This window comes from Pseudomonas sp. P1_F1_2, from assembly GCF_056405815.1.
Genome location: NZ_JBFUBK010000044.1, coordinates 24,224 through 46,428, shown reverse-complemented (window position 1 = coordinate 46,428; position 22,205 = coordinate 24,224). Strand labels below are relative to the sequence as shown.

General features: G+C 58.1%; 19 protein-coding genes. 11 read left to right on the top strand and 8 right to left on the bottom strand.

Features of this window, described 5'->3' with window-relative positions; all coding sequences use genetic code 11:
- Nucleotides 1-110: 110 nt before the first annotated feature.
- Nucleotides 111-1,469, top strand: coding sequence for a glutathione-disulfide reductase (gene gorA, locus AC1D2P_RS15060; RefSeq protein WP_223525277.1), 1,359 nt, complete (start codon nucleotides 111-113; stop codon nucleotides 1,467-1,469).
- Here the strand turns inward: gorA and AC1D2P_RS15055 are convergent.
- Nucleotides 1,466-2,476: a DNA-binding protein gene (locus AC1D2P_RS15055; RefSeq protein ID WP_109784758.1), complete on the bottom strand. Its 1,011-nt coding sequence runs from the start codon at nucleotides 2,474-2,476 to the stop codon at nucleotides 1,466-1,468. The genes gorA and AC1D2P_RS15055 overlap by 4 nt on opposite strands.
- A 177-nt stretch (nucleotides 2,477-2,653) precedes the next feature.
- Here AC1D2P_RS15055 and AC1D2P_RS15050 point away from each other — a divergent pair, with 177 nt between their 5' ends.
- The 3 genes from AC1D2P_RS15050 to ahpF all read left to right on the top strand — a co-directional run bounded on the left by AC1D2P_RS15050 (nucleotide 2,654) and on the right by ahpF (nucleotide 6,011).
- Complete coding sequence (locus AC1D2P_RS15050) at nucleotides 2,654-3,592, top strand: site-specific integrase (protein ID WP_109784759.1); 939 nt, start codon at nucleotides 2,654-2,656, stop codon at nucleotides 3,590-3,592.
- 150 nt (nucleotides 3,593-3,742) lie between these two features.
- Nucleotides 3,743-4,306, top strand: coding sequence for an alkyl hydroperoxide reductase subunit C (gene ahpC / locus AC1D2P_RS15045; protein WP_007975937.1), 564 nt, complete (start codon nucleotides 3,743-3,745; stop codon nucleotides 4,304-4,306).
- A gap of 139 nt (nucleotides 4,307-4,445) precedes the next feature.
- Complete coding sequence (gene ahpF / locus AC1D2P_RS15040; protein WP_223525278.1) at nucleotides 4,446-6,011, top strand: alkyl hydroperoxide reductase subunit F; 1,566 nt, start codon at nucleotides 4,446-4,448, stop codon at nucleotides 6,009-6,011.
- A 71-nt stretch (nucleotides 6,012-6,082) separates the two neighbouring features.
- Here ahpF and gloA read toward each other — a convergent pair whose 3' ends face one another.
- On the bottom strand, nucleotides 6,083-6,604 hold the full coding sequence (gloA, locus tag AC1D2P_RS15035; protein WP_223525279.1) for a lactoylglutathione lyase: 522 nt from the start codon (nucleotides 6,602-6,604) through the stop codon (nucleotides 6,083-6,085).
- A 146-nt stretch (nucleotides 6,605-6,750) separates the two neighbouring features.
- Between gloA and AC1D2P_RS15030 the strand changes: the two genes are divergently transcribed.
- The gene (locus tag AC1D2P_RS15030) at nucleotides 6,751-7,275 is read left to right on the top strand and encodes a DUF4946 domain-containing protein (protein WP_109784762.1); all 525 of its coding nucleotides are present in this window, start codon (nucleotides 6,751-6,753) and stop codon (nucleotides 7,273-7,275) included.
- A 176-nt stretch (nucleotides 7,276-7,451) separates the two neighbouring features.
- Here AC1D2P_RS15030 and AC1D2P_RS15025 read toward each other — a convergent pair whose 3' ends face one another.
- From AC1D2P_RS15025 to AC1D2P_RS15015, 3 genes are all read right to left on the bottom strand, one after another.
- The gene (locus tag AC1D2P_RS15025; protein WP_046027370.1) at nucleotides 7,452-7,817 is read right to left on the bottom strand and encodes a histone-like nucleoid-structuring protein, MvaT/MvaU family; all 366 of its coding nucleotides are present in this window, start codon (nucleotides 7,815-7,817) and stop codon (nucleotides 7,452-7,454) included.
- Between the two features lie 234 nt (nucleotides 7,818-8,051).
- Complete coding sequence (locus AC1D2P_RS15020) at nucleotides 8,052-9,587, bottom strand: EAL domain-containing protein (RefSeq protein ID WP_109784763.1); 1,536 nt, start codon at nucleotides 9,585-9,587, stop codon at nucleotides 8,052-8,054.
- Between the two features lie 115 nt (nucleotides 9,588-9,702).
- Nucleotides 9,703-10,575 (bottom strand): LysR family transcriptional regulator, encoded by an 873-nt coding sequence (locus tag AC1D2P_RS15015; RefSeq protein ID WP_258668271.1) that lies wholly within the window; start codon nucleotides 10,573-10,575, stop codon nucleotides 9,703-9,705.
- Between the two features lie 77 nt (nucleotides 10,576-10,652).
- On the opposite strand from AC1D2P_RS15015, the gene AC1D2P_RS15010 reads away from it, so the two are divergent.
- Nucleotides 10,653-11,591, top strand: a complete 939-nt coding sequence (locus AC1D2P_RS15010) for a DMT family transporter (protein ID WP_477757294.1) — start codon at nucleotides 10,653-10,655, stop codon at nucleotides 11,589-11,591.
- Between the two features lie 249 nt (nucleotides 11,592-11,840).
- Nucleotides 11,841-12,917 (top strand): 4-hydroxyphenylpyruvate dioxygenase, encoded by a 1,077-nt coding sequence (hppD, locus tag AC1D2P_RS15005; RefSeq protein ID WP_477757295.1) that lies wholly within the window; start codon nucleotides 11,841-11,843, stop codon nucleotides 12,915-12,917.
- 53 nt (nucleotides 12,918-12,970) lie between these two features.
- Here hppD and rarD read toward each other — a convergent pair whose 3' ends face one another.
- Together rarD and AC1D2P_RS14995 are read right to left on the bottom strand one after the other, a co-directional pair.
- Nucleotides 12,971-13,858: an EamA family transporter RarD gene (rarD, locus tag AC1D2P_RS15000; protein ID WP_109784766.1), complete on the bottom strand. Its 888-nt coding sequence runs from the start codon at nucleotides 13,856-13,858 to the stop codon at nucleotides 12,971-12,973.
- 194 nt (nucleotides 13,859-14,052) lie between these two features.
- The gene (locus AC1D2P_RS14995; RefSeq protein ID WP_223525284.1) at nucleotides 14,053-15,066 is read right to left on the bottom strand and encodes an aldo/keto reductase; all 1,014 of its coding nucleotides are present in this window, start codon (nucleotides 15,064-15,066) and stop codon (nucleotides 14,053-14,055) included.
- Between the two features lie 457 nt (nucleotides 15,067-15,523).
- On the opposite strand from AC1D2P_RS14995, the gene AC1D2P_RS14990 reads away from it, so the two are divergent.
- A complete protein-coding gene (locus tag AC1D2P_RS14990) occupies nucleotides 15,524-15,889 on the top strand; it encodes a DUF6124 family protein (RefSeq protein WP_223525285.1) in 366 nt (121 codons plus the stop codon).
- A 142-nt stretch (nucleotides 15,890-16,031) separates the two neighbouring features.
- Here the strand turns inward: AC1D2P_RS14990 and AC1D2P_RS14985 are convergent, their stop codons facing one another.
- On the bottom strand, nucleotides 16,032-17,342 hold the full coding sequence (locus AC1D2P_RS14985; RefSeq protein ID WP_077430212.1) for an MFS transporter: 1,311 nt from the start codon (nucleotides 17,340-17,342) through the stop codon (nucleotides 16,032-16,034).
- Nucleotides 17,343-17,510: 168 nt separating this feature from the next.
- Between AC1D2P_RS14985 and AC1D2P_RS14980 the strand changes: the two genes are divergently transcribed.
- From AC1D2P_RS14980 to AC1D2P_RS14970, 3 genes are all read left to right on the top strand, one after another.
- Entirely contained in the window at nucleotides 17,511-18,623 is a 1,113-nt protein-coding gene (locus AC1D2P_RS14980) for a sugar diacid recognition domain-containing protein (RefSeq protein ID WP_477757296.1), read from the top strand.
- Between the two features lie 279 nt (nucleotides 18,624-18,902).
- A complete protein-coding gene (locus AC1D2P_RS14975) occupies nucleotides 18,903-20,039 on the top strand; it encodes a glycerate kinase (RefSeq protein ID WP_109784772.1) in 1,137 nt (378 codons plus the stop codon).
- Nucleotides 20,040-20,579: 540 nt separating this feature from the next.
- Nucleotides 20,580-22,205, top strand: a complete 1,626-nt coding sequence (locus AC1D2P_RS14970; protein ID WP_477757297.1) for a methyl-accepting chemotaxis protein — start codon at nucleotides 20,580-20,582, stop codon at nucleotides 22,203-22,205.

Below are 22,205 nucleotides of genomic sequence, written 5' to 3'. Positions count from 1 at the left end.
TTGAAAAGCCACCTTCGGGTGGCTTTTTCATTTTCTGGCCCCATATCGTTTGCAGTGCTTGCCCGGTGGGCGTCTGCGGGTATGCTGGTGGACTGCCGAGGAGATTGAAAATGGCCTACGATTTTGATTTGTATGTGATTGGCGCGGGTTCCGGCGGTGTGCGGGCTGCGCGGTTTGCCGCCGGATATGGCGCGAAAGTGGCGGTGGCCGAGAGCCGCTACCTGGGCGGCACCTGTGTGAACGTCGGCTGCGTGCCGAAGAAGTTGCTGGTCTACGGTGCGCACTTCGCCGAGGACTTCGAGCAATCGTCCGGTTTCGGCTGGACACCGGGTGAGGCTCAGTTCGATTGGGCCACGCTGATCGCCAACAAGGACCGTGAGATCAATCGCCTGAATGGCATTTACCGCAATTTGCTGGTCAACAGCGGCGTGACGTTACATGAAGGTCACGCCAAAATCGTCGACCCGAACACGGTCGAGATCAATGGCGAGCGCCACACCGCTAAAAATATCCTGATTGCTACCGGCGGCTGGCCGCAGATCCCGGAAATTCCGGGGCACGAGCATGCAATCAGTTCCAATCAGGCCTTCTTTCTCAAGGCACTGCCGAAACGCGTTCTGGTCGTGGGCGGTGGCTATATTGCTGTTGAGTTCGCGGGTATTTTCCATGGCTTGGGCGCCAATACCACGTTGCTGTATCGCGGTGAGCTGTTCCTGCGCGGCTTCGACGGTGCGGTACGCAAGCATTTGCAGGAAGAGCTGACCAAGCGCGGCATGGACCTGCAGTTCAATTCCGACATCGAGCGTATCGACAAGCAGCCTGATGGCAGCCTGAAGGTGACGCTCAAGGATGGCCGCGAGCTGGAAGCCGATTGTGTGTTCTACGCGACCGGCCGGCGCCCGATGCTCGACAACCTTGGTCTGGAAAACACGGGCGTCAAGCTCGACAAGAAAGGCTTTGTCGAAGTTGATGATCAGTATCAGACAGCCGAGCCGTCGATCCTGGCGCTGGGTGATGTGATTGGTCGTGTTCAACTGACGCCGGTTGCATTGGCCGAAGGCATGGCCGTGGCGCGACGTTTGTTCAAGCCCGAGCAATATCGCCCAGTGGATTACAAAATGATCCCGACGGCCGTGTTCAGTCTGCCGAACATTGGCACCGTTGGCTTGAGCGAGGAAGATGCTCTCGAAGCCGGCCACGAGGTGGTGATCTTCGAAAGCCGCTTCCGCCCGATGAAGTTGACCCTGACGGAATGCCAGGAGCGCACGCTGATGAAACTGGTGGTCGACGCCAAGACCGATAAGGTTCTGGGCTGCCACATGGTCGGCCCGGATGCCGGTGAGATCGTTCAGGGGTTGGCAATTGCCTTGAAGGCAGGAGCGACCAAGCGCGATTTCGATGAAACCATCGGCGTGCACCCGACGGCCGCCGAAGAGTTCGTCACCATGCGTACGCCTGTCGCCGGTTAATCGTCCTTGGTTGCGTCTGGCGCTGTCGCAACGACGGCCGCCAGACGCAAGCTTTCATCCAGGCTCGCCTGAGTCTTGAGCAACTCGATTTCCAGCGCTTTATTCGCCTGCAACTGCTCGTCGACACTCTGCTTCAACGCCTGACCTTCCAACAGGGCGACGCGCAAGCGTTCCTGGAGGAGGGTGCGCTCGCTGTCGATGCGATTGACCTGTTCCAACAATTGGTCTTGCCGCGTGTTGGTTTGCTTGAGTTGATCCTGCAACAGGTTCAGCTCTCTCTGGGTGCCACGGTTTTCAGTGAAAAGCCGCTCGTTGTCACGGTGCAGTTGAGTGATTTCGTCCTGGCGCACCATTGCACTCTGTTGCGACTGACGCAGTTCCATCTGAATCTGCTGCACCTGGCTTTCATGGCGGCTTTGTTCCTGTTCGCGCTGTTCCTTGACGGCGTTGCGGTAGTGCTCCAATGCCTCGCGCGCGTGCAGGTGCTTCTCTTCCAGCGAGCGGATTTGTTCGTCCTTGTCCTGCAGGCGCAATTCGAAGCCGGCCAGTGCCTGATTCAGCCCGGCGTTGCGGGTTTGTTCGGTTTGCAGCATCGAGCGGGTTTCTTGCAGCGATTCCGATTCCTGTGTCAGCGCCAGGCTTTGCATCTCATATTGCTGATGCAATTCGGCGTTGGTTTCCCGGGCCTCTGTAAGCTGGCTTTCCAGTGTTTTTCGCTGCTGATCAAACTGCTCGCGAGCCTGATCGATGGGTTCCTGAGCCTTCTCCTTGAGGCGTTGTGCCAAGCGCGAAACCAGGCCTGCCAGCTCATCATCGATAGGCTCTGGCGCAGGCTCGGCGCGTTCGCGACCGTCATCCAGTTCTTTCAGGTAGCGGTGAATGGTGGTTTTCGAGCCGGTGTTGCCCATTTCGATTCGTACTGCATCGATGCTTGGGTTTTCGCCGCGGGCGAGGATCGCCAAACGTGCTGCTTGCACCACTGCTTTATTTACGCCGCCACGAGCCATGAGTTCTCCTACGATTTCGTACTGTGGTACATGCCACTAAAGTACGCAGTGTACCATCTGAAAAATAAAGATAAGTGATGTCAGTTTGTCATGCGGGATATACTGGTATTACCCCGTGTGATCAGCCGCACAGCGCGATTAGACCCGCCAAAGCGGTACGTTTAGAGAGTTGAGCCGATGACTGAGCTGGATCGATACCTACAAGCCGCTACGCGCGACAACACCCGTCGCAGCTACCGGGCAGCCATCGAGCATTTCGAGGTCAGTTGGGGCGGTTTTTTGCCGGCTACCAGCGACAGCGTTGCGCGCTACCTCGTGGCGCATGCGGGCGTGTTGTCCATTAATACGTTGAAGCTGCGTTTGTCGGCGCTGGCGCAGTGGCACAACAGCCAGGGGTTTCCCGACCCGACCAAGTCGCCGGTGGTGCAAAAAGTGTTCAAGGGCATCCGCGCGTTGCACCCGGCTCAAGAGAAACAGGCCGAGCCGCTGCAGCTTCAGCATCTGGAACAGGTGGTGGCCTGGCTTGAGCTGGAGGCACAAACCGCCAAATCTCAAGGTGACCAACCGACTCTGCTCAGGGCGCGGCGCGACATGGCTCTGATCCTGTTGGGCTTCTGGCGTGGTTTCCGTAGCGATGAGTTGTGCCGCGTACAGATTGAGCACGTGCATGCCAGCGCCGGCTCGGGCATCACCGTCTATTTGCCGCGCAGCAAAAGCGATCGCGAAAACCTTGGGAAAACCTATCAGACGCCTGCCTTGCAGCGCTTGTGTCCAGTGCAGGCGTACATCGCCTGGATCACCGAGGCGGCATTGGTTCGCGGGCCGGTGTTTCGCGGCATTGACCGCTGGGGTCACTTGAGCGAGGAGGGGTTGCATGCCAACAGCGTCATCCCGTTACTGCGTCAGGCGCTGGAACGTGCCGGTATTCCCGCCGAGCACTACACCAGTCACTCCTTGCGGCGCGGGTTTGCCACTTGGGCGCATCAGAGCGGTTGGGACTTGAAGTCGTTGATGAGTTACGTGGGCTGGAAGGATATGAAGTCCGCCATGCGCTATGTTGAAGCCAGCCCGTTTCTCGGAATGGCTCGGGTCACTGAAAAGCCAGTGGCGCTGTAGATCACGTTTTCTTCTATTAATACCGTCGGCTAATAGCGAAAACAAATCAGCAGCATCAGGTTTGCCAATGAGCCATCCGGGGATCGGTTGGGTAGGATTCACCCCATCAACTTCTCAACCAAACTTTTCAACCCTGACGGAGAGTCATCGATGCCTATCATCAACAGCCAAGTTAAACCGTTCAAAGCTGACGCCTTCAAAAACGGCGACTTCGTAAAAGTCTCGGACGCTGACCTGAAAGGCAAGTGGTCGGTCGTTTTCTTTTACCCAGCTGACTTCACCTTCGTTTGCCCGACTGAACTGGAAGACCTGGCTGATAACTACGACGCGTTCCAGAAGCTGGGCGTCGAGATCTACAGCGTTTCCACCGACACCCATTTTGCCCACGCTGCCTGGCACAACACTTCGCCAGCCATCGGCAAAATCCAGTACACCATGATCGGCGACCCGACTCACGCCATCTCCCGCAACTTCGACGTGCTGATCGAAGAAGCCGGTCTGGCTGACCGTGGCACCTTCGTGATCAACCCTGAAGGCCAGATCAAAATCGTTGAGCTGAACGATGGCGGCGTTGGCCGTGACGCTTCCGAGCTGCTGCGCAAAATCAAGGCTGCCCAGTACGTCGCTGCTCACCCAGGCCAGGTTTGCCCAGCCAAGTGGAAAGAAGGCGAGGCCACTCTGGCACCGTCCCTGGACCTGGTCGGCAAGATCTAAGTCTGTGAGCGCTTCATCAGGGCGGTACGCCGCACCTACTCAGTAAGCTGCACCGCCCAATAAAAACGCCCGGGCGAGATTCGCTCGGGCGTTTTTTTATGTCTGCTTTTTATGAAACACCAGAAAGGAAATCGCCCGTATGTTGGACGCCAATCTTAAAGCCCAGTTGAAATCGTACCTGGAACGGGTCACCCAGCCGATCGAGATCGTTGCCTCCCTCGACGACGGTGCGAAATCCCAGGATATGCTCGAACTGTTGAAAGACGTTGCCAGTCTTTCCACCCAGATTACTTTGCTCGATAACGGTGATGATGCACGCAAGCCATCGTTCTCGATCAATCGCCCAGGAGCCGATATCAGCCTGCGTTTTGCCGGCCTCCCGATGGGCCACGAATTCACGTCATTAGTGTTGGCACTGTTGCAAGTCGGCGGCCACCCTTCGAAAGCCAGTGTTGAAGTGATCGAACAGATCCGCTCGCTCAAAGGCGAATTCAGCTTCGAGACTTACTTCTCGCTGTCCTGCCAGAACTGCCCGGACGTCGTTCAGGCGCTGAACCTGATGGCCGTGCTGAACCCGAACATCCGCCACGTCGCCATCGACGGCGCACTGTTCCAGGCTGAAGTCGATGACCGTCAGATCATGGCGGTGCCCAGTGTGTACCTGAACGGCGTGAACTTCGGCCAGGGCCGCATGGGCCTGGAAGAAATCCTCGCCAAACTCGACACCAGCGGTATCGAGCGTCAAGCCGAGAAGATCAGCGCCAAACAAGCCTTTGATGTGCTGGTGGTCGGCGGTGGGCCAGCCGGTGCTTCGGCCGCGATCTATGCGGCGCGTAAAGGTATTCGCACTGGCGTCGCGGCAGAACGGTTTGGTGGGCAGGTGCTCGACACCATGGCCATCGAGAACTTCATTTCCGTGCAGGAAACCGAGGGGCCGAAACTGGCCAGCGCCCTCGAAGAACACGTCAAGCAATACGACGTCGACATCATGAACCTGCAGCGGGCCACGGCACTGATCCCGGCGAAGAGTCCCGGCGAGTTGCATGAGGTTCGTTTCGAAAGCGGAGCCACGCTGAAAACCAAGGCACTGATCCTTGCCACCGGCGCCCGCTGGCGTGAAATGGGTGTGCCGGGCGAGCAGCAATACAAGGCCAAAGGTGTATGTTTCTGCCCGCACTGCGACGGTCCGCTGTTCAAAGGCAAGCGCGTCGCGGTAATTGGCGGCGGTAACTCAGGCGTTGAGGCGGCTATCGATCTGGCCGGTATCGTCAGCCACGTTACGCTGCTGGAATTCGACAGCAAGTTGCGCGCTGATGCGGTGTTGCAACGCAAGTTGTTCAGCCTGCCTAACGTCACCGTTATCACCAGCGCCCTGACCAGCGAAGTAAAAGGTGATGGCCAGAAGGTTACGGGGCTGGTCTACAAGGATCGCGATTCAGGCGAGTTCAACACGGTCAACCTCGAAGGCATCTTCGTGCAGATCGGTTTGTTGCCCAACACCGATTGGCTCAAGGGCACCATCGAGTTGTCGCCTCGTGGCGAGATCATTGTGGATGCGCGTGGTGAAACCTCGATGCCGGGCGTATTTGCCGCCGGTGACGTGACCACCGTGCCGTACAAGCAGATCGTGATCGCCGTGGGCGAGGGCGCCAAGGCTTCCCTGAGCGCATTCGATCACTTGATCCGGACTTCGGCTCCAGCGTAAACGCCGATGCTGAAAACACAAAACCCCATGAGAGATCATGGGGTTTTTTTGTGCCTCGGGAAGACGCGGATTTACAGCGGTGCGGGCTGAATGATCTCGACCCAGTAAGCATCCGGGTCCTTGATAAAGGCCAGGCTCTTCATGCGTCCGTCATTGAGGCGTTTCTGGAAATCGCAGCCCAGTGCTTCGAAGCGCTCGCAGGCAGCACGAATGTCCGGCACGGAAATGCAGATATGACCGAAACCACGCGGGTCGGTGTTGCCGTTGTGGTAAGCGAAGTCAGGGTCGTTCTCGGTGCCGTGGTTGTGGGTCAGTTCGAGAATGCCGGGGATTGATTTCATCCACTCGGTGCGAGCAGCGGCGTCGGCCGGAACCTGGTTTTTGTCAACCAGGGCGAGGAAATACAGGCTGAACTCGGCTTCCGGGAAGTCGCGTTTTTCCACCAGTGTGAAACCGAGGATGCGGGTGTAGAAATCCAGGGATTTGGTGATGTCCTTGACCCGCAGCATGGTGTGGTTGAAGACGAACTTCTGGGTGGCGGTGTCAGGCTGGGCGGTGACGCCTGGGAAGGTGTTCAATTCGTGCAGGCTCATGGGCCCTCCGGAAAAATAAGTGGGGCTAACGAATGGCGACAATGATACGCAACGCCTCAGACATCACCAAACCCAAACAGTCTGCTATTGCCTGACAAGCGGCCGAGGCTCAGACTTTGCGGTTCAATCCGTGAGTGTTTATTGCAATGGTTCGATTCTATAAGCCGATGTTTGTCCTGTTGGGCATCTTGTCTGCGGTTGCCAGCGCACAGGCAGAGGCGCCCCAAGTGACGTGGCCAAGTGGCTGGGTGGTCGAGCCCCTTGCGCAAGAGGGTGCCAGCGCTGCTGTTTCCCGTCAGCGTGCGGTCAAAAACGATGAAGGCGGCACGCCAGTGATGGTCATGGAGTTGACCATGACTCAGGTTGAAAGCGGTCATCAGGTGAATGTGCAAGGCGTGCTGCTGGAGATGCGCAAGGCGGTGCAGAAGGACTTCTTTCAAAGCGGCTATCAAAGTGTCTGCAACAAAATTCATCCCGCGACATTGAGCCGTCTGTCGGCGCTGGAAACTACATGCACCATCACCCAAAACGGGCGACATGTGCTGTCGCAAACATTGGTGGGTGCGGTGGACGACGATAAAGCCTATGTACTTTCGTTCGCGGGGCAGGCCGAGGCTTATAAGGCAAGTCGGGAAGAAATTGAGGGGGTACGAAACAGCTTGAAACTTTAGTGCCGGGATTTTACGTGGAAGCGGATTTTGGCTTGAACCGAAATTTTTAGATACCCAAAGGCATTAAGCGCAAAGTTAATCGGCAAGTTGCGAGTTGAGCCCTACTAATCGTTGCATTTAGAGGGTATTCATGAAAAAGCCCTGCATTGGCAGGGCTTTTTTATAACCGCTAGCTGTTAGCCGCGCAGCCAGGAATCAACGGTGGCGGCACCGTATTGTTCCTTCCAGGCCTTCAGGCCTCGGTGGTTGCCACCCTTGGTTTCAATCAGTTCGCCGGTGTGCGGGTTCTGATAGACCTTGACCACGCGAGCGCGGCGGGTTTTAGGTGTTTTTGCTTGTTGCAGACCGGATTTTGCCGGGTTCGGATCGAGAATGGCGATGATGTCACGCAGGCCTTTGCCGTAGGTTTTCATCAGCCCCTGGAGCTTTTCTTCGAATTCGATTTCTTTCTTGAGCCCGGCATCATTCTTCAGCGATTCCAGCTGCTTGAGCTGTTCCTGAAGGGCCTTTTCAGCTGCACGAAATTCAGCGAGTCTGGACAATATCTTTACTCCAATAGTGTGTTTGGCTGATACCAACCGCAAACAAAGCTATAAGCCAAGAGCCTTGAAGCGACTCGGTGATAGTGGCTCACCTGCCAATCTTGCACAGGCATGAAAAATTGTAGTAGTTAATTGCTCAAGAGTAAATCCTGACTTTTTCTTCATGTAACAACAGTAGTCTTTTGATTCAAATTGGTGCGCGGTGTCGATGTCTCGTCGCTTTAGAGGCGTTAGTTAATGGTGGGTTAATGCGTTAATGAACTCGGCACCGGGCATCGGTTGGCCGAACAGATAACCTTGCAGGAAGTTCACACCGTGAGCGGTCAGATAGTCACTTTGTTCTTCGGTTTCCACACCTTCGGCAACAATTCCCAGGTCGAGCTTGACCGAGAGTTCGATGATGGTGTCCAGAATGTGTCGCGAGAGGGCGTCGATGCCGATCATCGCGACAAAACTCTGGTCGATTTTCAGGAAGTCCACATTGAACTGGCGCAGATAAACCAGGCTCGAGTGACCGGTACCGAAGTCGTCAATGGCGATCATCACACCCAGTGCATGAAGCTGTTCGAACAGCTCAAGCGTAATCTCACTCGGCTTGATCAGTTCGCGCTCAGTCAGTTCCAGTACCAGGTGAATGGAGCCGGGTGCGAAGGCGCTTAGAAACGCACGGCAGTCCTTGACCAGTTCCAGGTCGTTGCAGTGGCTGGCGGTGATATTGATACCGATGTGAAAGGGGCTATCGAACGATTGTGAAACAGGCCCCAGGCATTGGGCCGTCTGTTGCATCAACGAACGGGTCATGGGCACGATCAACCCGGAATGTTCGGCAAACGGGATGAACAGATCAGGGCGCACCATGCCTTCCTTCGGGTGTTTCCAGCGCATCAACACTTCAGTGCCGGACCATTTCTTCGTATCGCCGTGCACCACCGGCTGAAAATACGGGACAAACTCTTGCGCCTTTAGCGCGCGCTGCATTTCGTGTGTCGGCGACCATGTACGTTTTTGCAAGACATGTCCGATGGCGCCCGATACCACACCAAAAAAAATCAACAGGCTGAACAGTGGCGGGTATTCACTGGCCATGTACCGCCAGTTTTCCCCCTCGGGGAAACCGGCTGCGACGGTAAAGGCATAGTGCGAGGACGTGAGTTTGCTTTCGGCCACAGGCAAAACGGGCAGGGCGCCTACGTGGACCTTGCCGTCGGTGGACAGCCAGTTCGGGCCGACTTGCAGTAACAGCAACGTCTTGCGGCCAATCAGGCGCAGCACGTTACTTAAGTGGTAGCCGTCCAGGGTCGTCAGTGCGCCCTGTTTTCCCTTGCTCAGGCGATACACCAACAACGCGGTATCGGGCGTGACCGGGTTGCCATTCATCAGCCACAGTGAGCCTTGCGTGTAGTCGCCGGCATTGACCTTCTCTTGGGCGTCGCCGAACAACGAGCTGCAATAGAGGTTGTCGTCCAACACCAGGCTTGCGGAACGCACAAACGGGCGACGGGTGACTTGTTCGCGCAGGGCCAACTTGACGTCATTACAGGCCTGGCCAGCCAGCGGCAGCAACTCGCGTGCGGATTGGGCAGTATTGTCGAGCATCAGTTCGAACTGGCGCAGCGCTTCGTCTGCGGTCGATTGGGTACTTTGCCGGAGCACCCGTTCAGCCTGCATATACAGAATGGCAAAACCCAATATCACCGGGAGCAATCCGCAGAGCAGTGTCACAAAAGTGTGGCTGCCGAACGGGCGACGACTTTTGGCGCTCAATGGCATTCGCGAAACCTCTCACGAAGAATCAGGGCTCTCAAATGCTGGCAGGACGACAACACGCCTCCCAAAAAGAGTGCAGGTAGAGGCCATGATAGTTGGCCCTTGACGCTTGTGCTGCTCAACGGGCGTTCAGGCGCGTGGCCAGTTTGATAAACGCCAGCGTGGCGGGTGAAGACTGGCGCTGATCAAGCACCGCCAGCCCGACATGGCGCATGACGGGGGGCGACAGCGGTTTCTTCACATAGCGACAGTAGTTGTCTTCAGGTAGCGAGCCTTCAGCGACGACGGTCAGTGCATCGCCACGACTGACCGTGTCCAGCGTACTGATCAATTGTGAGCAGCGGTAACGGATGTTCGGTGTCAGCCGGGCGGCGTTGAACATCCGTGACACCAGTTCCGACGACCCGGCTTCCGTCAGTACGAACGGGTCGTGGCACAAGTCGCTCAGGCTTAAAGCGTCATGACTTGCCAGCGCATGATTGGCTGGAAGCAGAGCAACCATCTGGTCCTCAATCAGTGCAAAGGTGTCAAAACGCTCCTGCGGCAGCACCACGAAGCCGATATCGACGCGTCGCTCCTCAAGCCATTGCAACACTTGGAGGTCTGGGCCTTCGTCTATGTGGACTTCGATGCCCGGGTGAGCCACGCGGTAATGCTGCAGGATCAACGGCAGCAGCTTGATCGACGAGGTCGGGCCAAACGAGCCGATGCGCAACGTGCCGCGTTTCATCCCGCGCGCATCCGCGGCTTCCTGGCGCAAGGTATTGGCCAAGCCGAGCATTGCCCTGGCGCGCAGCAAAAGCTGTTGGCCGATGTCGCTCAACTCCACCTGGGACTGATGACGCCGCATCAGTTCGACGCCCAACTCTTGTTCCAGCGACTTCAGTGCATGAGAAACCGCCGATTGGGAGATACCCAGGCGATTGGCGGCCGCCGTAAAGCCGCGCAGTTCAGCAACCAGCGAAAAGATTTCAAGTTGACTGAGTGTCATGAGTGTTTACTCATTTTACGATGATCGATCATTAGTCTGATGATACGCCATCTACTTCAGTCCGGTTTTGTTCTCTCATGACGACCTTTATGCAAACAGCGCCATCCCAAAGCGCGGTTTATTGGAAACTTGCTGCCGTCACCATGATCTGGGGTGGGACATTCGTTGCGGGGCGTTTCCTGGCCGACAGCCTCAACCCGTTGTTCGCCGCCAGCCTTCGGTTCTTGCTGGCCAGCGCAGCATTGTTACTGTTTCTGCTGCTGGCCCGAATTCCTTTATCCCGGCCGAGCCCACGGCAATGGCTGCAACTGGCGCTACTGGGGTTCTTCGGGATCTTCTTCTACAACCTGTGCTTCTTTTACGGGTTGCATTACATCAATGCCTCGCGCGCCTCATTAATCGTCGCGCTGAACCCGGCTGTGATCGGCCTGGCTTCGTGGTTGCTGTTCAAGGAGCGATTGAGTCGGGCGAAAGTCGCCGGCATCGCCATCTGTATTGGCGGCGCCAGTGTGGTGATTGTCAGCCGCAATCCGCAGTGGCTGGCCGGTCATGCCGATGCCTGGATCGGTGACCTGTTGATTTTCGGCTGTGTGCTCGGCTGGGGCATTTACTCGTTGTTTTCCAAAGGCCTGAATCAGTCCTTGGGGCCGGTGCAGACCGTGACCTATTCGATCCTGCTGGGGACGGTGATGCTGTGGGTGACGAGTGCTGCAAGTGGCCAATTGAGCCTCGGCGCGCTCCAGAGCCTCGGCCCGCAACAATGGCTGAGCCTGATGTACCTCGGCGTATTGGGCTCGGCGCTGGCCTACATCGGGTATTACGACGGCATCCGCCAGATTGGCGCGACGCGCGCTGGCGTGTTCATTGCCTTGAACCCGCTGACCGCTGTCATCCTTGGAGCGTTGCTGCTGGGCGAGCCGTTGACGTGGGCGATGTGCCTGGGAGGAGGGCTGATCCTGCTGGGGATTTTCCTCTGCAACAAACCCCTTGCACGAGTAGGGAAAAAGGGGATTTGATACAGAAGGCGGACAAACCGATTTACGCTGTGTAGAATCGGTTTACGCATACAATAATAAACGTCTTCTGGCAGCAGAAGCCTTGCCCGCCAGAGCCTTGGGTCGACAATGAAGAGTTTCGGGTTTCAATTGATCTACGGTGACTTCCTCGCCCGCAGCGTGCGGGRCATCTCCTGTGCGCCACCCGCCGGTCTCAGCATTGCTAGCAACTAACATTTGTTAATTCTAAAAGCATGATGAGGCGCCAAAATGGCAGATTTATACGAAAACCCAATGGGCCTGATGGGCTTTGAGTTCATCGAATTCGCATCGCCGACCCCAAACACCCTGGAGCCGATCTTCCAGATCATGGGCTTCACCAAGGTTGCGACCCACCGCTCCAAAGACGTGCACCTGTATCGTCAGGGCGCAATCAACCTGATCCTCAACAACGAACCCAACAGCGTCGCTTCGTACTTCGCGGCCGAACACGGCCCGTCGGTGTGCGGCATGGCGTTCCGCGTCAAGGATTCGCAAAAGGCCTACAAGCGTGCGCTGGAACTCGGCGCCCAGCCGATCCACATCGAAACCGGCCCGATGGAACTGCACCTGCCGGCGATCAAAGGTATTGGCGGTGCGCCGCTGTACCTGATCGACCGTTTTGGTGAAGGCAGCTCGATCTATGACATCGACTTTGTGTTCATCGAAGGCGTGGACCGTAACCCGGTCGGCGCTGGCCTGAAAATCATCGACCACCTGACTCACAACGTGTATCGCGGGCGCATGGCGTACTGGGCGAACTTCTACGAGAAGCTGTTCAACTTCCGTGAAATTCGCTACTTCGACATCAAGGGCGAATACACCGGTCTGACTTCCAAGGCCATGACCGCGCCGGACGGCATGATCCGCATCCCGCTGAACGAAGAATCGTCCAAGGGCGCCGGGCAGATCGAAGAGTTCCTGATGCAGTTCAACGGCGAAGGCATCCAGCACGTGGCCTTCCTCAGCGAGGACCTGGTCAAGACGTGGGACCACCTGAAAAGCATCGGCATGCGCTTCATGACCGCGCCGCCGGAAACCTACTACGAAATGCTCGAAGGCCGTTTGCCGAACCACGGCGAGCCCGTCAACGAACTGCAAGCGCGGGGTATTTTGCTGGATGGTTCGTCGGAGTCGGGCGACAAGCGACTGCTGCTGCAGATCTTCTCGGAAACCCTGATGGGCCCGGTGTTCTTCGAATTCATCCAGCGTAAAGGCGACGATGGTTTCGGCGAAGGCAACTTCAAGGCACTGTTTGAATCGATCGAGCGTGACCAGGTTCGTCGTGGCGTGCTGTCCACCGACTAAACCGCAGTAGATGTAAAAAAGCCCGATCAATTGATCGGGCTTTTTCATTTCAGTTACATTGGTTTGCGGCTCTGTCGCATCAGATGCTTGAACCCTTCAAACACCAGCACCACGACTGCCATCCAGATCGGAATGTACGTCAGCCATTCTCCAGGCTTGATGCTTTCCCCGAGCAACAGCGCCACGCCCAGCAACAGCACCGGCTCGACATAACTCAACAGCCCGAAAAGACTGAACGGCAACAAGCGGCTGGCGATGATGTAAACCACCAATGCTGAAGCGCTGATCACCCCGAGAATCGGGATCAACAGTGACAGCCACGGATGTTGATCGAACACACCAAAGCCCTGTTCACCACTCTGCACGAACCAGAAAGCCACCGGCAGCGTCAGCGCCATGTCCAGCCATAACCCGCCCAGGTTGTCCGTTGCCAGGCGTTTACGCACGACAAAATAGGTCGGATAGCCGATACACACCAGCAACGTCGCCCAGGAAAAGCCACCGACTTGATACACCTCGTTCGCCACCCCGAGGCAGGCAAAAAACACGGCGATTTTTTGTAGGTAGGAGAGGCGTTCACCGTAGGCGATCCGCCCAGTGAGCACCATGGTCAGCGGCAGCAGGAAATAACCCAGCGATACGTCAAGGCTGTAGCCGTTGAGCGGCGCCCACATAAACAGCCAGAGTTGCACCGCGAGCAGGGTCGAGGAGGCGATCAGGCCGGCAGCCAGTTTCGGATTCGCTTTGACGCGCCGAGCAATCCCGACCACATGCTTCCATTCACCGGACACCACCATGAATACGGTCATGCACGGCACGGTCAGCAGCATCCGCCAGCCGAAAATTTCCACGCCACTCAGGGGAGTGAGTAACGAGGTGTAGTAATACATGACGGCAAACAGCACCGAGGCTGTGACCGATAAAGCGATACCTTTAGACAAACTGCCCTCGCGAGGTTGAACGTGAAACGGGGCGCAGAGGATACGTGGTTTTCAATCTAAACACTGATCTACCGATCAACACCTATCAACCGTAGGAGCATGGCTTGCCCGCGATGCAGGCAACGCGGTGCGTCAGTTAGACCGCGTCGATACCATCGCGGGCAAGCCATGCTCCTACAGTGGATTGTGTTTCTTCAGGTATTGCGCGGTTTACGGCCCGACACGAAGTGGCTCACGTCATTAAACCCCGGTGTCGACGAGTGCCCAGGCACCACCAGCGAATCAATAAACGCCTCATCTTCAGCCGTAATCTTCACCGCTTGCGCTTTGGTGTAGGCGTCCCATTGTTCTTCAGTACGGGGCCCAACGATGGCCGACGTCACCGCACCGTTGTTCAACACCCAGGCGATAGCAAACTCGACAATCCCCACGCCACGTTCCTGGGTGTACTGCTGAATCTGCTGGGCAATGCGCAACGACTCAACCCGCCATTCGGTTTCCAGAATGCGTTTGTCGGCGCGCCCGGCACGGCTGTTGGCGTCCGGCTTCACGTCCGGCGCGTATTTGCCGCTGAGCACACCCCGCGCCAACGGGCTGTAAGGCACCACCCCCAGGCCGTAGTTTTGCGCGGCAGTCATCTGCTCGGTTTCCACCTGGCGGTTGACGATGTTGTACAGCGGTTGACTGATCACTGGCCGGTCGACGCCCAGTTGATCGGCCACGCGAATCACCTCGGCGATACGCCAGCCACGGTAGTTCGACAAACCCCAGTAACGGACCTTGCCCTGGCGAATCAGATCGCCCATCGCTGACACGGTCACTTCCAACGGCGTGTTGTGGTCTTCGCGGTGCAGGTAATAGATGTCGAGATAGTCGGTGCCCAAACGCGTCAGGCTGGCGTCGATGCCGTTGAACAGGTGTTTGCGGCTCAAGCCGCTGCGGTTCGGCACACCGTCCACCGGGCCGAAGCCGACCTTGGTCGCCAGCACCCATTCATGCCGATTGCCGGCAATCGCTTCGCCGACGATTTCTTCCGAACGTCCGCCCGTGTAAACGTCCGCAGTGTCGATGAAATTGATGCCCTGGTCCCAGGCCTTGTCGATGATCCGCAGGGAATCTTCGGTGCTGGTCTGTTCGCCGAACATCATCGTGCCCAGGGTCAGGGTAGAGACCTGCAAACCCGAATGACCCAGCGTGCGATAGCTCATGAGGAAATCCTTTTACCGGTGGGAGAAAGGCCTCAATCAAATACCAGAACCGTCGTCGGGAGCAATCGGAATATCCGCTCAATTAATCGGTGGGCGCATTGGCAATAAACAGCAATGTTTAAACGGTCGGAATGGATGGGGCTGGAGGCTACATAACCTTGCGCCGTTACCTACGACTGCGCCAGAATCCGCCGGCTTGTGCGCCTTGGGCCTGGGTTCTATCGTTTGCTCGTCGCTGAAAAACAGCGATCGGGTTTGGTAGCCCGGGATTTACGTAAGGTTCGCAGCATCACTATTTCGTGGCGTTTTTCGTCTCGACTTTATGGTGGTCATGCACAGGGCGTCTTCGGGCGCGCCGGTCTCCTTGCGTCCCGGTCTACCAACCTGCGTATGGCCACCACCTCTTCGTTTGGTAGCGAAAGTGATGGCTCCTTATTCGACGCAAGGAGTTTCATCTATGTTCAAGATCACACCCAACCCACCAGAAACCGACACCGACGACGTTTCCCCCTACGATTCCACCGACTCCAAAAAGCTCAACACCGCCGCCGACCGAGCCCTCGATTACTACCTCAAACCGGTCATCCCCAAAGACACCCCACGCAAACCCAGCACGATCTACTTCGTAGGCTCCAACACCGATCACGAAACCCTGCTGGTCAATGCCTGCGAGACGTTGGCGTCAGCGAGTGTCATGTTGAGTGATTTCGCCGGGCAATTGAACGGAACACAGCGCCACACCCTGCTGGGCATTCAAAACTCGGTCATGCTGGGCGAACTGGCGGTGAACCAGATGCTCGACAACGTCGACCCCCATGTCTAACACCGATCCTGAAACACCGCATCGTCTGATTTCACGACTGCTGCGCAGCCGAACGCAGGCTGCGCCAGCTGCTACAAATTGCGTTACTGAAAATTCATCGGCATTAGCCGAAAGGGCCGTTTTTTTTCGATGTAGAACAGGCTTACACCCGCAACGTGCGCGTCATGCGCAGCGCCAGCAAGCTGCCGCACACGATCACGCCTGCCAGCAGGTACAACGCCGCATCGGTCGAACCGGTGCTGTCCTTAACCCAACCCACGAGGTACGGGCTGAGGAAACCCGCCATCTGCCCCATCGAGTTGATCAACGCCAAGCCACCCGCCGCCGCGCCCGCGCTCAGCAGCGCCGTTGGCACCGGCCAGAACATCGGCAGGCCGGTGAGGGCGCCCATGGTGGCGATGGTCAGGCCGAGAATCGCAATGGCCGGCGTCGTCGCAAAGTTCACCGCGATCAGCAGGCCGACCGCACCCATCAGCATCGGCACCACCAAGTGCCAGCGGCGTTCTTTGCGCAAATCCGCCGAGCGACCGACCATCAGCATGAAAACGGCGGCCAACAGGTACGGAATCGCGCTCAGCCAGCCAATCACCATGTTGTCGCTGAAGCCCAGGTTCTTGATGATCGACGGCAGCCAGAAGTTGATCGCGTAGACACCGCTCTGAATGCAGAAGTAAATCAAGCCGAACGCCCAGATCGCCGGGTTCTTGAACACCGCCGACAACGAATCGGTGGTGGTTTTCGGTTTGTTGGCCAGGTCTTCAGCGTGATCCGCTTCCAGCACCGAGCGCTCAAACGGGGTCAGCCATTTGGCGTTGGCGTAGCTGTCGCTCAACAGGAAATAGGCGAGGGCGCCGAGGATGATGGTCGGAATGCCTTGCAGCAGAAACATCCACTGCCAGCCGGCCAAGCCGCCCTGGCCTGCACCAAAGTGATTGAGGATCCAGCCGGAGAACGGGCTGCCCAGCAGGCCGGACACCGGGATCGCCGACATGAACAGCGCCATGATGCGGCCACGGCGGAAAGTCGGGAACCACTGCGAGAGGTACAGCACCACGCCCGGGAAGAACCCGGCTTCGGCCGCGCCGGTGAACAGGCGCAAGGTGTAGAACTCGGTCGGGGTGGTGACGAACAGCAGGCAGGTCGACAACGTGCCCCAGACGATCATCATCAACGCGATCCAGCGCCGTGGGCCAAACTTGGTCAGGGCCAGGTTGCTTGGCACGCCGCACAGCACGTAGCCGATAAAGAAAATACCGGCACCGAGGCCGTACACGGTTTCGCTGAATTTCAGCGCGTCGAGCATCTGCAGTTTGGCAAATCCAACGTTCACCCGGTCGAGGTAGTTGAACAGGTAGCAGATGAAAATGAAGGGGATCAAACGCAAGGTAATGCGTTTGTAGACGGCGTTTTTTTCGTCAACGATGGCCTGGGTAGCGGCGGCGCTCTGTGACATGGCGGCTCTCTCTTTATTATGATTTTTTGCGATGCAAGGGTAACGTTGATCGCCCAGTGAGTCTCGGTCACGCCCCGGGTTGTTGTCTTTGTGCCTGAGCACAGGGTTTGCGACCAAGGCCTGTGCGGGTGAACAACCCGTCCCACCCCGTTTTCAAGGATCCCCGTTATGTTCGAACTCGATCACGACCTGGCCCAGGACATCGTCGACCGGGCAATGGCCATCCTGCCGTACAACGTCAACGTCATGGACAGCCAGGGATTGATTCTTGGCAGCGGCGAACCCGAACGCATCAACACCCGCCACGAAGGCGCGCAACTGGTGCTGGCCAATGGTCGAGTGGTGGAAATCGACGCGCAGACCGCGATTCATCTCAAGGGCGTGCAGCCGGGCATCAACCTGCCGCTGTTGCTCGATGGGCGCTTGATTGGTGTGCTCGGCATTACCGGCGAACCCGAGGCGCTGCGCACCTATGCCGAACTGGTGCGAATGACCGCGGAAATGCTCGTGGGCCAGCGCAATCAGCAGGCCGAGCAGCAATGGCGGCGTCAGCGTTGCGATGATCTGCTGGCATTGTTGCTGAGCGAGGCGGGGGACTCACCTCGGTTGCTGGATGAAGCACAGCAATTGGGGCTCAAACCGCAAATGACCCGGGTGCCTTACCTGTTTGAGTTGGGTATGGAGCACGGCCCGACGCAAACCGTTGAAGCGCTGAGTGCCTGGCTGAGCACGCGTTACCCGGACAGTTGGTGCGTCAGTTCAGCCAAGTCGTCGTTGCTGTGGTGCCGACCGGCCGCGCAAACCATTGAGAATGATCGGTTGCTGGAAAAGCTCGATGGCCTGGGCTGGAACATTCTGCGCATCGCCGTGGGCGGGCAGGCCGATGGCTTGTCGGGGTTGCGGCGCTGCTACCGGCGGGTCGGCGACTTGCTGGCGTATGGGCGCGATGTATTGCCGCGATCACGTTTGCTGACGCTGACCCGTTATCGATTGCCGGTGATGCTCTGGCGCCATCGTAACGACGACGCACTGGATGAGTTGCTCAAGCCGTTGCGCAAAGTCATCGCCAAGGACAGCAACGGCCAGTTGCTCGCGACGTTGCGCAGTTGGTGTGATCACGATGGCCAAAGCCAGGCCTGTGCCGATGCGCTGGGCATTCATCGCAACAGCTTGCGCTATCGAATGGAGCGAATCGCCGAGTTGAGCGGCGTTGATCCGCTCAAGCTGGACGGCATGCTTGCGCTCTATCTCGGCGTGCAGCTCCTGCCCCAAACCAACTGACCTAACACAAACCCTGTAGCAGCTGCCGAGCCTGCGAGGCTGCGTTCGGCTGCGCAGCAGTCGTAAAACCGGTAAGCATGATTTACCTGACACACCGCAGCGCATGATTTCACGACGGCTTCGCCGCCGAACGCAGCCTCGCAGGCTCGGCAGCTGCTACGGTGACTGTGTGGGTTTTGTGGAAATGAACAATAAACGCCATGGCCACTTGTGCAACGGACTGGCGTTATTGTTTCTGCCGACTGGCAGCATGGAGCGCATTGGAACTGGAGAACTCGCATGAAAATCGTCATCGCCCCCGATTCGTTCAAGGACAGCCTCAGTGCCCAAGGTGTGGCCGACGCCATTGCGCTGGGGCTGGCAGAGGTCTGGCCAGACGCGCAATTGATCAAGTGCCCGATGGCTGACGGCGGGGAGGGGACGGTCGAGTCGATTCTGGCCGCGTGCGAAGGCGAATTGCGCCGCACGAATGTACGGGGGCCGCTCGGGGCGATGGTCGACGCCGCATGGGGTTGGCTGCCGAAGAACCACACCGCAATCATCGAAATGGCTGAAGCCAGCGGCCTGCAACTGGTCCCGCCAGGCCAGCGTGACGCGTGCACCAGCAGCACGTTCGGCACCGGTGAATTGATTCGCGCGGCGCTCGATGCCGGGGCGCAACGGGTGATTCTGGCGATTGGCGGCAGTGCCACCAACGACGGCGGCGCCGGGGCGATGCAGGCGCTGGGTGTGAAGTTGCTGGATGCGCAGGGGCAGCCCCTGGCGCCGGGCGGCTTGGCGTTGACGCAACTGGATCGCATTGATCTGAGCGACATGGATTCGCGTCTGAGCGGGGTGCGCTTCGACATTGCCGCTGACGTCAACAACCCCTTGTGTGGCCCTCACGGCGCATCAGCGATTTTCGGCCCGCAAAAAGGTGCATCGCCCGAGCAGGTGCAGCAACTGGACAGCGCGCTCGGGCACTTCGCCGATCTGTGCGCCGATGCGCTGGGTCATGATGTCAAGGATGAACCCGGCAGTGGCGCGGCAGGTGGCTTGGGGTTTGCTGCCAAGGCCTTCCTCGGTGCGCAATTTAAAGCCGGGGTGGAAGTGGTCGCCGAGTTGGTCGGGTTGGCCGAGGCCGTTAAAGGTGCCGATCTGGTGATTACCGGCGAAGGACGCTTCGATGCCCAGACCTTGCGTGGCAAGACGCCGTTTGGCGTGGCGCGCGTTGCCCGGGAGCAGGGCGTGCCGGTGATCGTGATCGCAGGCACTTTGGGTGAGGGGTATCAGGCGTTGTACGAACATGGCATCGATGCCGCGTTTGCCTTGGCGAGCGGGCCGATGACGCTGGAACAGGCGTGCGCCGAGGCACCTCGGTTGTTGCAGGATCGAGCCAGTGACATCGCCCGGGTCTGGCGGATCGCCAAAGCCTGACGCAAAGCTCGTAGCGAGGCTGTGTCCGACTGCGCAGCCGTCGCAGGATCTAAACAGCGCGACCGCTTCGCCGCCGCAACGCTCGTAGCAGCTGTCGAGCCTGCGCGACCGCTTCGCCGCCGCAACGCTCGTAGCAGCTGTCGAGCCTGCGAGGCTGCGTCCGAACTGCGCAGCAGTCGCAGGATTTGAACAGCGCGACCGCTTCGCCGCCGCAACGCTCGTAGCAGCTGTCGAGCCTGCGAGGCTGCGTCCGAACTGCGCAGCAGTCGCAGGATTTGAACAGCGCGACCGCTTCGCAATCGAACGCAGCCTTCGGCAGCTGCTACAGGTGATTGTGTTTCACGGTTGAAGCACTCGCCCCCCCCCCGAAATATATTTCTCCAATCCCCGCAAAAATCCTCATCTTCAGCCGATACCCACAATAGACGCTCAAACACCCGATTCGACAGTGGCGCCAAGCTGACAAGGTGCGCGCCAACGCCCGCCAGTCAGCGATCACAGCATGGACGCTCGTAGCCTCAATCTTCCGAGAATCATCCTATGTCACTGCGTAATCTGAACATCGCGCCTCGAGCTTTCCTGGGTTTCTCCTTTATTGCCTTGCTCGTCATCGCGCTGGGCGTGTTTGCCATCAACCGCATGTCGATCATCCGCCAGGCTTCCATTGATATGGAAAGCACGCAGCTGCCCAGCGTCAGTTTCCTGGGCAACATGACCGAGAACGTCCTGCGACTGCGCATCCTTTCTTTCCGTGTGCTGACCAACCGCGAACCGGCCGCGTTGCAGGAAGCGCAAACACGCATCGGTGTGCTCATCGACAAATTGCACAGTGCCCAAGCCAGTTACGCAGCGTTGCCTGCCCAGCCGGAAGAAGCGGCGTTGTACAAGACATTCATGGCAACACTGGACGGCTACCTGCAAGCGCAAAACCAGATGATGGAGCTGTCGCGCCAGAACCAGCTCGACGAGATGCGTACCCTGATCAATACGCGGATCAAGGACGGAACCGACCAGATGGGCGAGCAGTTGAACAAACTGGTGGCCCTCAACAACGGCTACGCCAAGGCGGCGGGTGTCGAGGCGGGCGAACATTACAGCAGCGCCATTACGGGTATCGTCGCCGTCTCGATCATGGCAGCAGTATTGACGGTGTTGCTGGCCTGGTTGCTGACCCGCAGCATCGTTACCCCGCTGAACCGCGCCGTGCAGGCGGCCGAAACCATCGCCGGTGGCAACCTGACCAAAGTTATCGACATTGACGGCAACGACGAACCGGCGCGGTTGCTCGGTGCCTTGGCCACGATGCAGGCCAACCTGCGCAAAACCATCGAACAGATTGCCGGTTCGGCCACGCAATTGGGTGCCGCTGCCGAAGAACTGAGCACCGTGACGCAAGAAGCCTCGCGCGGACTGCAACAGCAAAACAACGAAATCGAACAAGCCGCCACGGCCGTCAACGAAATGACCGCCGCTGTGGAAGAAGTGGCGCGCAACGCCGTGTCCACGTCCGAAGCGTCAAGCCAGTCGACTCAAGCCGCCCGCGAAGGGCGCGACCGGGTGGTGGAAACCGTCGACGCGATCCAGACCATGACCCATGACGTGCAAAACACTTCGCTGATGATTGAAGGCCTGGCCGCGCAGGGTCGTGACATCGGCAAAGTGCTGGACGTGATCCGCGCCATCGCCGAACAAACCAATCTGCTGGCGCTCAACGCCGCCATCGAAGCTGCCCGTGCCGGTGAAGCCGGACGGGGTTTTGCCGTGGTCGCGGACGAAGTGCGGGCGCTGGCTCATCGCACCGCGCAGTCGACTCAGGAGATCGAAAAAATGGTCGCCGGCATTCAGAGCGGCACCGGCGAAGCTGTCTCGTCGATGCAGCAAAGCAATCAGCGCACCCAAAGCACTCTGGAAATGGCCCGCGCCGCCGGCATCGCACTGGAGCAGATCACTCAGTCGATTCATTTGATCAACGAACGCAACCTGGTGATCGCCAGCGCTTCGGAAGAGCAGGCGCAAGTGTCCCGTGAAGTCGACCGCAACCTGGTGAACATCCGTGACCTGGCCACTCAGTCTGCCGCCGGAGCCAACCAGACCAGCGCCGCTACTCATGAGCTGTCGCGCCTGGCGGTGGACTTGAATGCCATGGTGGCGCGTTTCGTGATTTGA

What these genes read in the sequence shown, in the direction of transcription:
- gorA (WP_223525277.1), top strand. Translation starts at nt 111, where the DNA reads ATGGCCTACGATTTTGATTTGTATGTGATTGGCGCGGGTTCCGGCGGT.
- AC1D2P_RS15055 (WP_109784758.1), bottom strand. Translation starts at nt 2,476, where the DNA reads ATGGCTCGTGGCGGCGTAAATAAAGCAGTGGTGCAAGCAGCACGTTTG.
- AC1D2P_RS15050 (WP_109784759.1), top strand. Translation starts at nt 2,654, where the DNA reads ATGACTGAGCTGGATCGATACCTACAAGCCGCTACGCGCGACAACACC.
- ahpC (WP_007975937.1), top strand. Translation starts at nt 3,743, where the DNA reads ATGCCTATCATCAACAGCCAAGTTAAACCGTTCAAAGCTGACGCCTTC.
- ahpF (WP_223525278.1), top strand. Translation starts at nt 4,446, where the DNA reads ATGTTGGACGCCAATCTTAAAGCCCAGTTGAAATCGTACCTGGAACGG.
- gloA (WP_223525279.1), bottom strand. Translation starts at nt 6,604, where the DNA reads ATGAGCCTGCACGAATTGAACACCTTCCCAGGCGTCACCGCCCAGCCT.
- AC1D2P_RS15030 (WP_109784762.1), top strand. Translation starts at nt 6,751, where the DNA reads ATGGTTCGATTCTATAAGCCGATGTTTGTCCTGTTGGGCATCTTGTCT.
- AC1D2P_RS15020 (WP_109784763.1), bottom strand. Translation starts at nt 9,587, where the DNA reads ATGCCATTGAGCGCCAAAAGTCGTCGCCCGTTCGGCAGCCACACTTTT.
- AC1D2P_RS15015 (WP_258668271.1), bottom strand. Translation starts at nt 10,575, where the DNA reads ATGACACTCAGTCAACTTGAAATCTTTTCGCTGGTTGCTGAACTGCGC.
- AC1D2P_RS15010 (WP_477757294.1), top strand. Translation starts at nt 10,653, where the DNA reads ATGACGACCTTTATGCAAACAGCGCCATCCCAAAGCGCGGTTTATTGG.
- hppD (WP_477757295.1), top strand. Translation starts at nt 11,841, where the DNA reads ATGGCAGATTTATACGAAAACCCAATGGGCCTGATGGGCTTTGAGTTC.
- AC1D2P_RS14995 (WP_223525284.1), bottom strand. Translation starts at nt 15,066, where the DNA reads ATGAGCTATCGCACGCTGGGTCATTCGGGTTTGCAGGTCTCTACCCTG.
- AC1D2P_RS14990 (WP_223525285.1), top strand. Translation starts at nt 15,524, where the DNA reads ATGTTCAAGATCACACCCAACCCACCAGAAACCGACACCGACGACGTT.
- AC1D2P_RS14985 (WP_077430212.1), bottom strand. Translation starts at nt 17,342, where the DNA reads ATGTCACAGAGCGCCGCCGCTACCCAGGCCATCGTTGACGAAAAAAAC.
- AC1D2P_RS14980 (WP_477757296.1), top strand. Translation starts at nt 17,511, where the DNA reads ATGTTCGAACTCGATCACGACCTGGCCCAGGACATCGTCGACCGGGCA.
- AC1D2P_RS14975 (WP_109784772.1), top strand. Translation starts at nt 18,903, where the DNA reads ATGAAAATCGTCATCGCCCCCGATTCGTTCAAGGACAGCCTCAGTGCC.
- AC1D2P_RS14970 (WP_477757297.1), top strand. Translation starts at nt 20,580, where the DNA reads ATGTCACTGCGTAATCTGAACATCGCGCCTCGAGCTTTCCTGGGTTTC.